The 14859-nt window shown below is 59.6% G+C and carries 9 protein-coding genes; all 9 read left to right on the forward strand.

The window, feature by feature from the left end; all coding sequences use genetic code 11:
* The first annotated feature begins 231 nt into the window (after positions 1–231).
* A complete protein-coding gene (locus tag FJ954_RS17380) occupies positions 232–3273 on the forward strand; it encodes a DEAD/DEAH box helicase family protein (protein ID WP_140662122.1) in 3042 nt (1013 codons plus the stop codon).
* Positions 3266–5134, forward strand: a complete 1869-nt coding sequence (locus FJ954_RS17385; RefSeq protein ID WP_140662123.1) for a DUF262 domain-containing protein — start codon at positions 3266–3268, stop codon at positions 5132–5134. Before FJ954_RS17380 ends, FJ954_RS17385 begins: the two co-directional genes overlap by 8 nt.
* Before the next feature lie 36 nt (positions 5135–5170).
* The gene (locus FJ954_RS17390) at positions 5171–5611 is read left to right on the forward strand and encodes a hypothetical protein (protein WP_140662124.1); all 441 of its coding nucleotides are present in this window, start codon (positions 5171–5173) and stop codon (positions 5609–5611) included.
* Positions 5608–6615, forward strand: coding sequence for a hypothetical protein (locus FJ954_RS17395; protein WP_140662125.1), 1008 nt, complete (start codon positions 5608–5610; stop codon positions 6613–6615). The genes FJ954_RS17390 and FJ954_RS17395 overlap by 4 nt, the downstream gene beginning before the upstream one ends.
* A gap of 67 nt (positions 6616–6682) precedes the next feature.
* Positions 6683–7024 carry a hypothetical protein gene (locus FJ954_RS17400; RefSeq protein ID WP_140662126.1) on the forward strand — a complete coding sequence of 114 codons (342 nt, stop codon included), beginning with the start codon at positions 6683–6685 and terminating at the stop codon, positions 7022–7024.
* Positions 7025–7044: 20 nt separating this feature from the next.
* A complete protein-coding gene (locus FJ954_RS17405; protein ID WP_140662127.1) occupies positions 7045–10011 on the forward strand; it encodes a site-specific DNA-methyltransferase in 2967 nt (988 codons plus the stop codon).
* Positions 10012–10103: 92 nt separating this feature from the next.
* Positions 10104–10508 carry a hypothetical protein gene (locus FJ954_RS17410; protein ID WP_140662128.1) on the forward strand — a complete coding sequence of 135 codons (405 nt, stop codon included), beginning with the start codon at positions 10104–10106 and terminating at the stop codon, positions 10506–10508.
* 1251 nt (positions 10509–11759) lie between these two features.
* Positions 11760–12674, forward strand: coding sequence for a hypothetical protein (locus FJ954_RS17415; protein WP_140662129.1), 915 nt, complete (start codon positions 11760–11762; stop codon positions 12672–12674).
* 12 nt (positions 12675–12686) lie between these two features.
* Complete coding sequence (locus FJ954_RS17420) at positions 12687–14768, forward strand: 3'-5' exonuclease (protein WP_140662130.1); 2082 nt, start codon at positions 12687–12689, stop codon at positions 14766–14768.
* The last annotated feature ends 91 nt before the right edge of the window (positions 14769–14859 follow it).

Below are 14859 nucleotides of genomic sequence, written 5' to 3' on the forward strand. Positions count from 1 at the left end.
TGAACTGCTTCCCACGGAAGTTGTCTAGTATATTAATAGCATACGCACCTGACGTACTCTCACAATCGCTTCTTGATCAGAGCCTTGATTTGAATGGATGAGATCAGCCTCGTCCGATTGTGTTGCATTCGCGTCAATTCGCCACCCCTGGCATAAGTCACGAAACAGTCGCGGCGGTTGATCGCGAGGAGATTGGCGTCCATTGTCCGAGGGAATCGTTCCGGGGGGAACATGACCAAGCCATTCTATTCAGAACCTATCCTGAATTCTCCATATCTGCCGCCGACCCGTCATCATGCGCTTGATGACGAGGGGCAGCCTTTGGACCTGCCGCCTATCGACGGAAGGAGGACGTCGAAGTACCTTGTTCCCGTGCCGCGCGGGAAACGTTCGAAGGCGACGGCCGCACAGCGGGCGCTCGATCTGGATGAGGCTGGGCACGAAGCCGGCAAGTATTCCCCGAATGCGCTGGTCAACGAGTTACGGCGGCATCTGGAATCTTGGCGCGCCATTCCGAATCCTTCCGATTGGGGTGTGACGCCCACAACCCAGCGACTGCTCCAGCATTGGCGGCATCACAAGTTTTCCAATCAGCAGCCGTTCTTCTGTCAGGTTGAGGCAACCGAGACGGTCATTTGGCTGACCGAGGTCGCCCGAAACCGAAAACAGTATGCCCACATCTTCAGGTCTCTCGATGCGGCAAACAGGGATTCGAATCCCGAACTGTTCCGGCTAGCGCTCAAGCTGGCGACAGGGGCCGGCAAGACGACCGTCATGGCAATGTTGATCGCCTGGCAGGCGATCAATGCCGCCCGCCAGCCAAATTCGAGCCTGTTCTCTCGCGGTTTTCTCTTCGTTGCCCCCGGGATCACGATACGCGACCGGCTTCGCGTCCTCCTGCCCTCGGACCCCGACAACTATTATGTCACGCGCGAGTTGGTGCCGCCGGACATGATATTTGATCTCGGCAAGGCAAAGATCGTCATCACTAACTACCACGCCTTCCAGCGCCGCAAGGCGCATGACCTCAATCCCGTCGGCGAACGCCTCATGCAGGGACGCACGGGCGCCCCAATCGAGAAACAGGAAACCGAGGGCGAGATGCTGCAGCGCGCGTGCGGCGAGCTCCTTCCCCTCAAGAACATCGTCGTCATCAATGACGAGGCGCATCATTGTTACCGCGAGCGGCCGGGCACGGACGAGGAGGCTGAAGCCAAGGGCGAGGACAAGGAGGAGGCGAAGAAGAATAACGAGGCCGCGCGCCTCTGGATTTCCGGCATCGAATCCCTGAAGCGCAAGGTCGGTCTTCGCGGTGTCTACGACTTGTCGGCGACACCCTTCTTCCTGCGCGGCTCGGGCTACGACGAGGGAACGCTGTTTCCGTGGGTCGTGTCGGACTTCTCCCTCGTCGACGCGATCGAATGTGGCATCGTCAAGCTGCCCCGGGTGCCAGTCGCGGACAACGCGGTCAACGCGCCCACGCCGATCTACCGAAACCTCTGGGATCACATCGGCAAGAAGATGCCGAAGAAGGGCGCTGGCAAGTCCGGGGACCTGGATCCTCTAAGTTTGCCAAGTGAGCTTCAGACGGCCCTCCATTCGCTTTATAGCCATTACAAGGAGACGTACGAGGACTGGGAACGCGTCCCAATCGACGTGCCGCCCGTGTTCATCGTGGTCTGCAACAACACGGCGAGTTCGAAGCTTGTCTTTGAGTGGATCGCCGGATGGCAGCGCCAGCGCGAAGGCGAGATCCAAACCATCCACACGGGCCACCTCGACCTGTTCCGGAACTTCGACGAACGCACGGGCGAGCCCCTGCCCCGCATGAACACGTTGCTGATCGATTCCGAGCAGCTTGAATCCGGCGAGGCTCTGGACCCGAATTTCCGCCAGATGGCCGAAGCCGAAATCGACCTGTTCCGGCGCGAGAAGCAGGAACGAGAGGGAGCGGCGGCCGGAAGCATTTCGGACTCCGAGCTGCTGCGCGAGGTGATGAACACGGTTGGCCAGAAGGGCCGCCTTGGCGAGAAGATCCGCTGCGTCGTCTCCGTCTCGATGCTGACCGAAGGTTGGGACACCAACACGGTGACCCACATTCTCGGCGTGCGCGCCTTCGGCACCCAGTTGCTCTGCGAACAGGTGATCGGGCGCGGCCTACGCCGCCAGTCCTACGAGCTCAACGCACAAGGCCTGTTCAACACCGAATATGCCGACATCATGGGCATTCCGTTCGACTTCGCGACGGAGCCGCAGAAAGTCGTTCGTATCCCGCCAAAGAAGATTACCCGCGTGCAGGCAATGAAGGAGCGGGACCGGCTCGCCATCCGATTCCCGCGGGTTGCAGGATACCGCACGGAACTGCCGCCCGACCGCATCTCGGCCTCCTTCTCGCAGGATTCGACGCTGACCCTCACTCCGGAAATGGTCGGACCGACCAGCGTGCGGCTCGAGGGGCTGGTCGGTGAAGGCATCGACATGTCCCCGGCGGCGCTCGACGACATGCCCCCCAACACCGTCAGCATGCACCTGACCAAGCGATTGATCGAGCTCTACTTCCGCGACGGCGACCAGGATCCGCCCTACCACCTGTTTAGCCAGGTTCAGCCGGTCACACGCCGATGGCTTCGCGAGTACGTCAAGACGGTCGGTGGAACCAGGATCGGCATGCTTACCTATGCGGAGCTGGCGGAGAAGGCCGCGAACCTGATTTACAGCGGTATCGTACGCGAAGCCGGCGCGGAGGGTGCTTCCGTCGTCAAGGCGATGCTCGATCCCTACAACCCGGCCGGCACGACGAACTTCGTCGCCTTCAACACGACCAAGACCAACCTCTGGAAGACCGCGCCGGACAAGTCGCACATCAACTACGTCGTCTGCGATTCCGACTGGGAGGCTGAGTTCGCCCGGGTCGTGGAAACACATCCGGGGACGCTCTCCTACGTCAAAAACCAGGCGCTCGGCTTCGAGGTGCCATACCGCCTTGGCTCGACCACGCGGCGCTACCTGCCGGACTTTATCGTCCGGATCGACGATGGGCACGGTCCCGACGATCCGCTGCAGCTGGTTGTCGAGATCAAGGGGTTCCGCGGGGTCGACGCGCAAATCAAGGCCGAGACCATGGATTCGCTTTGGGTGCCGGGTGTCAACAATATCGGCACCTTCGGCCGCTGGGGCTTCGCCGAGTTCCGCGACGCCTTCGCCTTAGAGGAGGAATGGAAGAAATTGATCGACGCGCTGATGGTCGCCAAAGGGGAAAAACACAGTGTTTGACAGTACCAAGCAAACGCTCAAAACGCTATTGGAGCAGGTGAATGACGGCAAACTTCAGCTACCTGATTTCCAGCGCGGATATGTCTGGAACGAAGATGCGGTGGTGAGTCTCCTGGCCAGCATCGCGAAAGGTTATCCCGTCGGTGCCCTTCTGACGCTCGAGCGCGGTGGATCGGTGAACTTCAAGTTCCGACCAGTCGAGGGGACGAAGACTGACGGCGGAAATCCCGAAGCGCTTCTGCTGGATGGTCAGCAACGAATGACCTCGCTCTATCAGTCGGTCTATTCGGATCGGCCTGCGAGGGTGAAGAATGCCCAGTCGGAAATCGTCGAACGCTACTTTTATCTCAATCTCAAGAAGGCTCTGGCCGACGGCGATTTTGAAGACGCGATTGAAACAGTTCCGTCGAGCCGTATTCGAATGAAGGCCTTTGCGCGGGAAATCGACCTCGACGTTTCCACCCCTGCCCTTGAGTTCGAACAGCACATGTTTCCGCTGAACCGATGTTTCGACGAAAAGGACTGGGTGTACGGATGGCGCGACTATTGGAGGGCGCAAGACGTCAATATCTACGAGACGGACAAGGCTTTCGATCGGCAGATACTCGATCGAATTCAACGCTACGAAATGCCCATCATCAAGCTCACCAAGGACAATGGACGCGAAGCCGTCTGCACCATATTTGAAAAAGTCAATGTCGGCGGGGTCAAACTTGATGCGTTCGAACTCGTTACGGCGATCTTCGCGGGGACGGGCGAAGGTTTTGACCTTCGCGAAGACTGGTGGGGAACCAAGTCGCAACATGGGCGCCTCGGGCGCATCCGCGGCAATACAAAGCCCGATGGTGTCTTCGCGAAGCTGGCAAGCACGGACTTCCTCCAGGCCTGCACTTTGCTGCACACCATGGAAGTGCGTCGGCAGCGTGAGGCTAATCCTATTCCAGGCATTCAGCTGCCGCAGATCACGTGCAAGCGAGACGCCCTGCTGGCGTTACCGCTTGGAGCCTATCAGCATTATGCGGACCGCATTGAAGCTGGGTTCATAGAGGCGGGAAAATTCCTCGCCGAGCAGAACATCGTCTATCAGCGTGATCTTCCGTATCCGCCGCAGGTTGTTGCGTTGGCCGCACTATTCGCAAGCATTGGAACTACATTGGTCAACAATGCCACCATACGCGCCAACCTTGCGAAATGGTTCTGGGCTGGCGTCTTGGGCGAGCATTATGGCGGCGGAACGGAAACCAAGATTGCACGCGACGTGCCTCAACTGATCGGTTGGCTGGAGCATAACCAGTCCGCGCCGACCATTTTCCAGGACGTCACGTTCGTATCGAACAAGCTGGTACGTTTGCGGCGTCGCCAATCAGCTGCCTACAAGGGCTTTCATGCCCTTTTGATGCGGGAAGGCTGCCGCGACTTCGTTTCAGGGAAACCTTTCGACCTGATGACGCTCTGGAACGAAGCGGTCGATATCCATCACATCTTTCCGCAATCATGGTGCCGTAGCCAGGGCAAGGCTATCGAACAATACGATTCCATCGTGAACAAGACGCCGTTGTCGGCAGCCACAAACAGATACATCGTCCGGGGCGATGCCCCCTCCGTCTACCTGAAGCGGATCGAGCAGGATCACAAGATTTCGTCGCTGGAGCTGGATGCAATCCTCAAGACGCATCTGATTCCGGTGCAGCACCTGCGTGCGGACAACTTCGAGGCGTTTTTCGAAGAACGCATGGCGCTACTGGCCGGCATGGCTGGGAGCGCCATGGGCAAGGCCAGTGTCGACGCCGCCGCGTTCGAGGAGACCGCTGCGCCCGACGACGCGTTGTTTGATGAGATCGAAACAGCGGATGCGGCCTAGGAGCGACCCAAGAATGACGATCGCGGCGGAGTGACCATGGTCAAATACGGCCCCTACAACGATTTGAAGACCGACGTGATCAAGCGCTTCTGGCAGCACATGATCCGGCGGCACCGCGAAGAGTTTCGCCACGGCCTCGCACAGCCTCGTGGCGCGCGCTGGCACGCCATTCCGGAACTGGGTCTGGAGATCAGCATCACCACCGGCATTGACTTCGTCCGCGTCTTCGTCCGCACGATGGAAGGCGGGAAAGCGTCGAAACTGCGCGAGCGCCTGACGCACTGGCAGGAGGAACTGGTCCCCGCACTTGGCGCCCCGTTGAAAAGCTCGGGCGAGAGCGAGAGGTTCTTCTCAAGCAGGCTTGATCTCGACATGAACGACGAAGGCAATTGGGACGCCGCGGCCGATTTCCTCTGGGACACCTCACAGCGCTATGAAAAGGCCCTGCGCGAAACTCTGGGTGGGACCGAAGCATGACCGACCCCCGCGAGCCCCACTTCGTGGCACAGGAACGCGCACGTCAATCGGCTTTCTTTGAAGCGCATCTTCCCGGCGAAGGAGGGTTCGAGGGAAGCGCCTATCGCCTTGCTCCTTCGAACCGCCTTTCGAACCTCAACCCCGGTATCCGCGACATTGCCGCGCGCTATTTTTCTGACAACGCCATTGCCTGGCATCAGCACGCCGCTCACGGGCTTTCCTCGCAGGTCTGCTGTCTGAATTTCCTGATGCCTCTCGCGACGCGCCCAGAATTGTTGGCGCGTCTGGTCCAGCAGGCCATCGGCGGTGAGCTTCCGGAAATGCTGGAGGTCGAGAAAGGACCGGACGGCGAACCCTGGTTCGTCGGCTTCGAATGGATCGGCCGCAAGGATTACCTCAACGAATGGCCCCGAACTGGATCGCCGAAGCGAGGCGCCAACGTCACCAGCGCCGATGCTATTGTGCGCTTCCGACAGGCGCAGGCGGGCCGGGTCGAGACCTTGCTGATCGAGTGGAAGTACACCGAGTCCTACGGCGCTTCGCCCGAACCGAAGCGCGAAGCGGAGCGTCTTCGCCGATACCAGAACATTGCCTTCGCACCGTTCGGCCCGTTGCGCACCAATGCCGACCTGAAACTTCCCGACCTGTTTTGGGAACCGTTCTATCAGCTATTCCGCCAGCAAATGCTGGCGTCTCGCATGCAAGCTGTCCAAGAGGATGGCGCGGAGCGTGCCCGCGTGCTCCACATCGCTCCCGCGGCGAACAGACGCCTGACCCGTGTCACCTCACCCGCAATGCGTCCGCTGGGCGACAACGCCTTCAAAGTCTACCGCTCGCTGCTGATCGAAACCGACAACTTCATCAGCCGCTCGACTGAATCCCTATTCTCGCCGCTTATCGACGATGCGTCGACAGACGATGCCTGGGCGAAATATCTTCGCAATCGCTACGCCTTCCTGGCCGACTCGGCCAGATCCTCCTGGGATGAAGTGACCACGGCTTAAATACCACCTTCGACGGGACAGGACTGGGAATCTAAATATTCAGATGGACCACACAGGGTGGGAAAATATGGCAAACTACAAGGATGGCGTAGTCCGGGACGGATCTTCGATCGGTTCCGGCACCGCATTGGGCAATCTCAGGAATGGAGTCATCCGCAAAGGTGGGTCATTGCCCGGCTCGGGCGTCGCCGCGGGTAATGTGAAGGACGGTGTGATCCGGAATGGCTCGTCCGTGGGATCTGGAACGGCCATCGGCAACGTCAAGGATGGTATCGTGCGGAACGGATCGAGCAAGGGTAGTGGCTCGATCGTCGGAAAAGTTTCGGACTTCACGATCAAGGGCATCGAGCGCGAACGCGATGATGAGATCGTCGCCGTCTATAACTTCCTCATCAAGAAATTTCTCTGACGACCTGATTGGACTGCCTGATGGCCAAAACGCCGATACAAAAAGCCGTCGACGCCCTCACCCACGATACGGCGCGGCGCATCAACGTCCCCACGGCCGAGATGGCGTCGCTGTTCGAGCAGCAGCAGGAACTCCTGGGCGATGTCGAGCGCGAGATGACGATGGCCCGCCCTCGCCCGCTGGCCCATGGCGAGACGCGGACCCGCGATGGCGATCTCGACCCGCAGATCGTCTGGAACGGCGCGAAGATCCGCATCACCAAGGAGCAGATGCGCCAGCTGGCCGAGACTGGCGAACTCGAGCTCGGCGACGCGCAGCTCGTCTGGCGCGGCAAGGATTCCCAGGACTGGTCCGACCTCGTGGTCAACGCGCCGCCAATCTACCGCCAGGAAGCCATCCACCCGAAGCACCTGATCGACGATCTGAGGCGCATGTCGGACCGTGCCCGCGAGAGCGGCGCCGAGCAGCCGAACCTGTTTGCCGACTTCAACGGCATCGCCGATCCGGAGGCGCGGGCCGAGTTCTACCAGCACGCCCAGCACTGGACGAACCGCTTCATCCTTGGCGACTCGCTGCAGGTGATGGCGAGCCTCGCCGAGCGCGAGGCGATGCGCGGCAAGGTGCAGTGCATCTATTTCGACCCGCCCTACGGTATCAAGTTCAACTCGAACTGGCAGGTTTCCACCCTCTCTCGCGACGTGAAGGACAAGAAGGAGGACGTCAGCCGAGAGCCGGAACAGGTGAAGGCGTTCCGCGACACCTGGAAAGACGGCATCCACTCCTACCTCACCTATCTGCGCGACCGTCTTATGGTCGCTCGGGAATTGCTGACCGAGAGCGGCTCAATCTTCATCCAAATCAGCGATGAAAACTGCCACAGAGTTCGCACACTCTTGGATGAGGTCTTCGGAGAATCTTGTTATGTAAATACGATCGTTTTTAAGAAGAAAAGTTCGACTATTGTTACTGAGACGGTATTCGATGAAATCATTTGGTATTGTAAAGACCCCCGAAAAGTCAAGGTTAGGAGCCTCTACGAATCCCGGCGTGACCCGGAGGGAGAGTCGAAATTCAATTCTATCATACTTCCAGATGGCACCATAAATAATATCGCAAAGGCCACGGAGACCACCATTGAAGATCTGCTTAATGCTGGCGGGAAATGGGCGAGAGTTAACTATCCGATAGTTAGCCAACACCCAAGCAAGACCCGGAGCGACGACTACGTTTTTCGCGGCAAATCAAAGACCTGCGGTGCAAATAAGCAGTGGCGATTCAACATAGAAGTTGGATTGCCACGTCTTGAGCGGGCCGGACGTATCTTTGACGGAGGAGGTGAATCACTTGGAGGTGTAGCCTTTTGGGAGGATTGGAACCAAATCGGTCTGCCAAATATTTGGGCCGACGTTCATGGTGAGAAATTTCCGACGTACATAGTGCAGACAGCGATTACCCCCGTGGCTCGCTGCATCTTGATGACCACAGATCCCGGAGACTTGATACTAGACCCGACATGCGGCTCTGGCACTACAGCGGCAGTGGCGGAGCAATGGGGCCGGCGTTGGATCACCCTTGACACCTCCCGTGTTGCGCTTGCGCTCGCCCGCACGCGGCTTATGGCTGCGCGCTATCCCTACTACCTTCTCGCTGACAGCCCAGAAGGGCGGGAGAAAGAGCTAGAGATTTCGGGCAGAATTCAGCCGCAAACACCAACTGCGGGCGATATCCGCCAAGGATTCGTCTACGAGCGTGCACCACGTATCAAGTTAAAGCATGTCGCCGACAACTCTCAGATCGACGACCTCTGGGAGAAGTGGCAGGCGGTACTGGAGCCGCTGCGCGCCGAGCTGAATGAGAGGCTGCAGGCCGACTTCGAGGAATGGGAAATCCCGCGCGACCTCGATCAGTGGCTGGAGACGAAGGACGGCGCCGGCAAGGCCGGGCTCGTGAGCGCCCAGGTGCGTGAGCTGCATGAACGCTGGTGGGAAGGCCGGATCGCGCGACAGAAGGAGATCGACGACTCCATCGACCGCGCCGCCGACGTCGAGATGCTTTACGACCGTCCCTACGAGGACAAGACCAAGGTGCGCGTCGCCGGCCCCTTCACGGTCGAGAGCCTGTCGCCGCACCGCGTCGTCACCTCGCGCGACGACACGCTCGCGGGCGAAATGTCCGCCGCCGAAGGCACTATGCAGCCCGCGCCGAAGAATGTGCCGGATCAGGACTTCGGCCGGATGGTGCTCGACCATCTGCGCTCCGCCGGCGTCCACAGCCAGGAGCGCCGGGACACGATCCATTTCCACTCGGTCGAGCCCTGGCCGGGCAACTGGCTGGCCGCCGAAGGCCGCTATGCCGACGGCGACGGGCGCGAGAAGCGTGCGGGAATCCTGATCGGGCCGGAATTCGGCACGCTGACCCGCTCCAACATCACCGCCGCCGCGCGCGAGGCCTCCGACGCCCGCTTCGACGCTCTGATCGCCTGCGCCTTCAACTTCGAGGCCCAGGCGAGCGACCTGAACCGGCTCGGCCCGCTGCCGATCCTGAAGGCACGCATGAACCCCGACCTGCACATGGCCGAGGACCTAAAGAACACGGGCAAGGGCAACCTCTTCGTCGTCTTCGGCGAGCCGGACATCGACCTGATCGAGACGCCGGAGGGCGGGCTTCAGGTGAAGGTCAACGGCGTCGACGTGTTCGACCCCTCGACGGGCGACATCCGCTCGACCGACACCAAGGGCATCGCCGCCTGGTTCATTGACACCGATTACAACGAGGAGAGCTTCTTCGTCCGCCACGCCTACTTCCTCGGCGCGAACGACCCCTACAAGTCGCTCAAGACGGCGCTGAGGGCCGAGATCGACGAGGACGCATGGTCGACGCTCTACTCCGACACCTCACGGCCGTTCCCGCGACCGGCGACTGGGCGCATTGCGGTGAAGGTGATCAACCACTTCGGCGACGAGGTGCTGAAGGTCTTTGGGGTGTGAGTGATGAACGTAGTTCAACCACCAACCATACTGCGGATGCGTTCGTAATTGAACGCACGGGCCGCCACGGAATGGAGAGGAGATATTTCAGAATGCGCAGAGAGACCGCCGACTTGATTTTGTCCGGTGACAACTTGAACTACCGACGGTGGCTTGCTCAAGAAGTAGGTGATTTGGCCTCGAAGATTAGCAACTTGGATGCATTCTCCCCCATGGCCATCCTGCCTCTCGCAAAGATCGCCGGCTATGGCGACGCCAATGCAAGTCGATTGGCGGTAGCGTGCGACATGGAATTAAGTGAACTTCAAACCCACCTCGACGCTCTCCGCGAGTTTGGTTTTATCGAGGATACCTCTAGTGGATTTGATATTACACCATTGGGAGAACGAGCATTTCTCGCCATCAGTCGGAATATCGTAGTTCGTGAGAGATACGAACTAAAGGGACGCTTAGAGAAAATCAACAGGTTATACGAAAAGATGAAAAATTTGGTTTGATATTTGATATTATCATGAAACGAGCATCGGATACTGTCCTCCGATGAAAGACCCGTGATGTATATTTACTAATCGCCTGCATACATAAGATTATGAAGTAGGTCCCAGCCCATTGCCCATCTTTGTCGCCGCCAGCTTCACCTCCTCCCGCGCCGCCGCGCCGGGCCACGACGCTCTCAAGATTCTCGGAGCTTCACTATGGGCAATTCCTACAACGGCTATAGCTGGCAACAACGGGCCAGGATCATATCAGCGCATCGAAAGCTCACCGGTCGGAACGCGCCATTGGAAGCGGCGCCGTGTGCAATGTGCGGCGATCCTGACCGGCATCCCAGCGAATGGCACTCCGAGGACTATTCCGAACCCTACAGCTTCCGGCCACCGCAGTCTTACCCGCTCTGCAAGCCTTGCCACAGCAGGTTGCACAAGCGCTTCAATGCGCCTCCTGGCGAATGGGAGCTGTTCTGTCTGCATCTCGATATGGGCGGATATGGGTCAGAGTTCGCCACAATGAGAAGCCTGGCGGAACGCCGAGCATTGGGCCAGCAGATCGCGTCGGGATCGCAAATCACACTGGAAAGGATCCGCCTACGGGAACCAGGTCCTTGTTGGTGGCGCGGACTGACACTCGATCCCGAGTCATTGGCCGCACCGTGGGCTCGGCCTCGACCCCTGCGACCAAGGCCCGATGCTGCCGCGTTTTGTAGGGCATTCGAACGACTTGGACTTTCCGAGCATCAGATTGCATTACTTCGGGCGCATGCCAATGCCCCGCGGCGCACGGCAACGATGCGGACCTTGGCGAAAGTGGCCCTTGAAAGCGACAGCCCGAAAACAGCCAATCTCCTTTATGGAAGTCTTGCGCGGCAACTGACCTCAGCTCTTGAGTGGGAGCCGGACCGGCGAAAGGATGGCTCGCCTATCTGGATGAGCCTCCTGGCCGAGGGCTGCTATCCGCCTGGGCGCGAATACGAATTGACGATGGTTGCCACGGCAGCCGAAGCCACGCGAATTTGCAACGTAGGTTTATCGCTTTGACATCCCACGTTGCCGACTGCCGTGGCTCACGACCGATCCTGACAAGCGTCGCTTGGTCCTGATGATCATCAATCAACTCGGGAGGAGGTACTGAAAGTATTTGGGGTGTGATGGATGGGACGGGGCTACAACCACTGTTCTAATTGTGGCTGCGGTTGGTGCTCCAGCACGTGGGGCAATATCAGGGTTGACCGCACGCAGTTGCGCAACACGATGCAAACCCGCGATGCAGAGCGTATCCTGCGAGAGCAGCGTGCAAGCAGAGGCTACGCCTCCTGCTTTGTAAATCCGAACGCTGTTTGTCCGGTCTGCGCCGCCTCGGTCTTCTATTACCAGAACGACAGAGGCAGCCGCGTCTTCTTTGACGATTTAGGCCCGCCGTGGCCGAAGCACCCCTGCACTGACAACCCCACGCGCTCAGCGAGCGCAATATCCGCGCGCCCCCAACCTCGTGCGCGCGGAATACGCCTGGAGCTAGCAGAAGCGGCGAGTTTTCTCGGAATCTATGACGGTGGCCGTTTTCATAGCTCTGGCTACCCTATTGACTGGCAGATGATTGAAATCCTGTCAGTCGAGCGCAAGGGCTTTCAACTTTTCCTGACTGGCCAATTGATCGAAATGGCCGATGGGCCTGTGGTCTATTTCTCCATCACGTGTCCAGAGGAAATCGTCGTAGCTGGTGACGTGGTCAGCGGCTGCTTTTCTGCAATCAGCGCATTTCATCCGACCAAACTCGCACCCCGCTCCTATAAAGTCACCTGGTTCGAAAACGAGCGGTTCCTCAAGGTGAGCGTCACTGGCGAACATGCCCTGAGGCCTTTACGGGAGCCAAGCACGTTCATTAGCATCAGGTCCGAAGGCCCCACTCCAGCGGCAATCTTGATTCGACGCTCGAAGACTCCCCGGGCTCGCCCGAAGTCTGCCACTCCTCCCCGGGCGAAAGATAACGAGGCCAAGAGCAGACCGCGTCCCGACAGCAAAGGGGCCAAGCCCTTGCGGGCGAAGAAACTGAATGCGGACCCCAAGCCCGAATCGGCAAAACAACTAAAGCGTGATGAAATGATTTCGAAAGTCGTTGTGGAATACCGTCGTGGCCGGCATTCGCGGTCACCGAAGGACGGAAAGTAGAGAGTCGCCACATTGCGCACCATTCTCGCCGACAGCTTCACTACATCCCTAGCCAAGCTCGCCAATGATGAACAGAGGCAGGCGAAGCTGACAGCGTTCGACCTGCAGGCGAATCCTGACCAGCCTGGCCTCCAGTTTCACCGCATCGACAAGTCCAAGGATCCGAACTTCTGGTCGGTGCGGGCCAGCCGCGACGTCCGCATCATCGTCCATAAGACGGGCGGCAGCCTGATGCTGGCCTATGTCGGCCATCACGACGACGCCTACAAATGGGCGGAGCGGCGGCGCATCGAGACGCATCCGGCGACAGGCGCTATCCAGATCGTCGAGGTTCGAGAACGGATCGAGGAGATCACCGTGCTCCCCGCCCCAGCCCAGACGGAAATGGCTTTCGACGCTCAGCCTCCGGCCACCGCTTCTCTGATTTTTGTGCTATTGGGAGCGGAGCAAATCCTGTCCGTCGGCGTGCCGGAAGACTGGATCGCCGATGTCCGGAAGGCCACGGAGGAATCCTTCTTCACGCTTGCCGGACATCTGCCTCAGGAAGCGGCGGAGGCACTGCTCGAGTACGCCGCAACGGGTATTCTTCCGCCACCGGCGCCGCCGGTCGCGAATCCCCTCGCGCATCCCGACACAATGCGCCGGTTCCGGGTCCTGGAGGGTGTCGAAGAGCTTCAGGCGGCTCTCGACGCGCCCTTTGAGAAGTGGGCCGTCTTTCTTCATCCGCTTCAACGGCAGGTCGTCGAGCGCGACTATTCCGGCCCGGTGCGCGTGGTCGGCTCGGCAGGGACGGGTAAGACCGTCGTAGCTCTGCATCGTGTCATGCAAATCCTGCGAAGCGGTACCGGAGCTCGCGTATTGCTGACCACTTTCTCTGACCCTCTCGCCGAGTCCTTGGAAAGGAAGCTCGCAATCCTAGCGGGCGGCCGACAAGAGGTCACCGATCGCGTCACTGTGGCGTCGTTCCGGCGCACCGCCGAAGAGCTGTACGCTCTGACCATGGGTCGAAAAGCCCATGTGGCCGACCGGGACACCGTCCGCAAGCTCGTCGCGATGGCCGCCGCCGACGCCGGCGGCACCGGCTTCTCGCCTCGCTTCCTGATTTCAGAGTGGGAAAACGTGGTCGACGCCTGGCATGTCGAGAGCGCGGGCGCTTACGCGGACGTGCCACGCATGGGCCGCAAGAACCGGCTCGGCCAAAAGCAGCGTGAGACATTATGGCAGGTTTTTTTGCGTGTTCGTGAAGGATTGCGTCAGCGCGCCCTGTTTACACCGGCGGCGTTGTTCCAGCATGTAACAAGCACCTACACAGGGCGGGAAGAGAAGCCGTTTTCCCATATAGTGGTGGACGAGGCTCAGGATCTTGGGGTGCCGGAACTCCGGTTCCTCGCTGCGATCGCACCAGCAACGCCGGAAGCGCTCTTTTTCGCGGGAGACATAGGGCAGCGCATTTTCCAGCAGCCATTTTCCTGGCTCGGACTGGGCATCGATGTCCGCGGCCGCTCCTTCACGCTCAAGGTGAACTACCGTACTTCCCAGCAGATCCGCCAGATGGCCGATCGACTTCTTCCTCGAACGATCCGCGACGTGGATGGGCTGGAAGATGATCGCCGCGGCACGGTGTCAGTGTTCGACGGCATCGAGCCGGAAGTGGTAATCGCTGATGACCAGGCGGCCGAGAGAGAAGCGGCGGCCGCTTTCATCCGTAGCGCCTTGGACGACGGCATCGCGCCGAGAGAAATCGCTATTTTCGTTCGCTCTCCCGAGCAGCTTCCGAGAGCGCGCGCCATCGCCCAGGCTGCCGGCTTGTCGTTCAGGACTGCCACGACGCGTCGGCAGGACGAAGAATCTGCTCTCGTCGGCATCATGCACCTCGCGAAGGGGCTCGAGTTCCGTGCCGTTGCCGTCGTCGCCTGCGATGAAGGCGTGCTGCCGCTGGCTTCCCGGATCGCAGACGTCGCGGACGAGTTCGAATTGGACGAGGTCATCGCCACGGAGCGTCAGTTGCTCTATGTCGCCGCGACGCGAGCGCGGGACCGCCTGTTCGTATCTGGCGCACAGCCGGGATCGGAATTTCTCGAAGGCTTCTCGTAGAAGTCGCTCAATTAGCAGCGCTGGGTGGAATCAGCATTTTTTGATTTCCGCTGAGAGCTGACCCGGGGATTGGAGTGAACCCCTCGGGCTG

Source organism: Mesorhizobium sp. B2-3-15 (assembly GCF_006442875.1).
GTDB classification, from domain to species: Bacteria; Pseudomonadota; Alphaproteobacteria; order Rhizobiales; family Rhizobiaceae; genus Mesorhizobium; species Mesorhizobium australicum.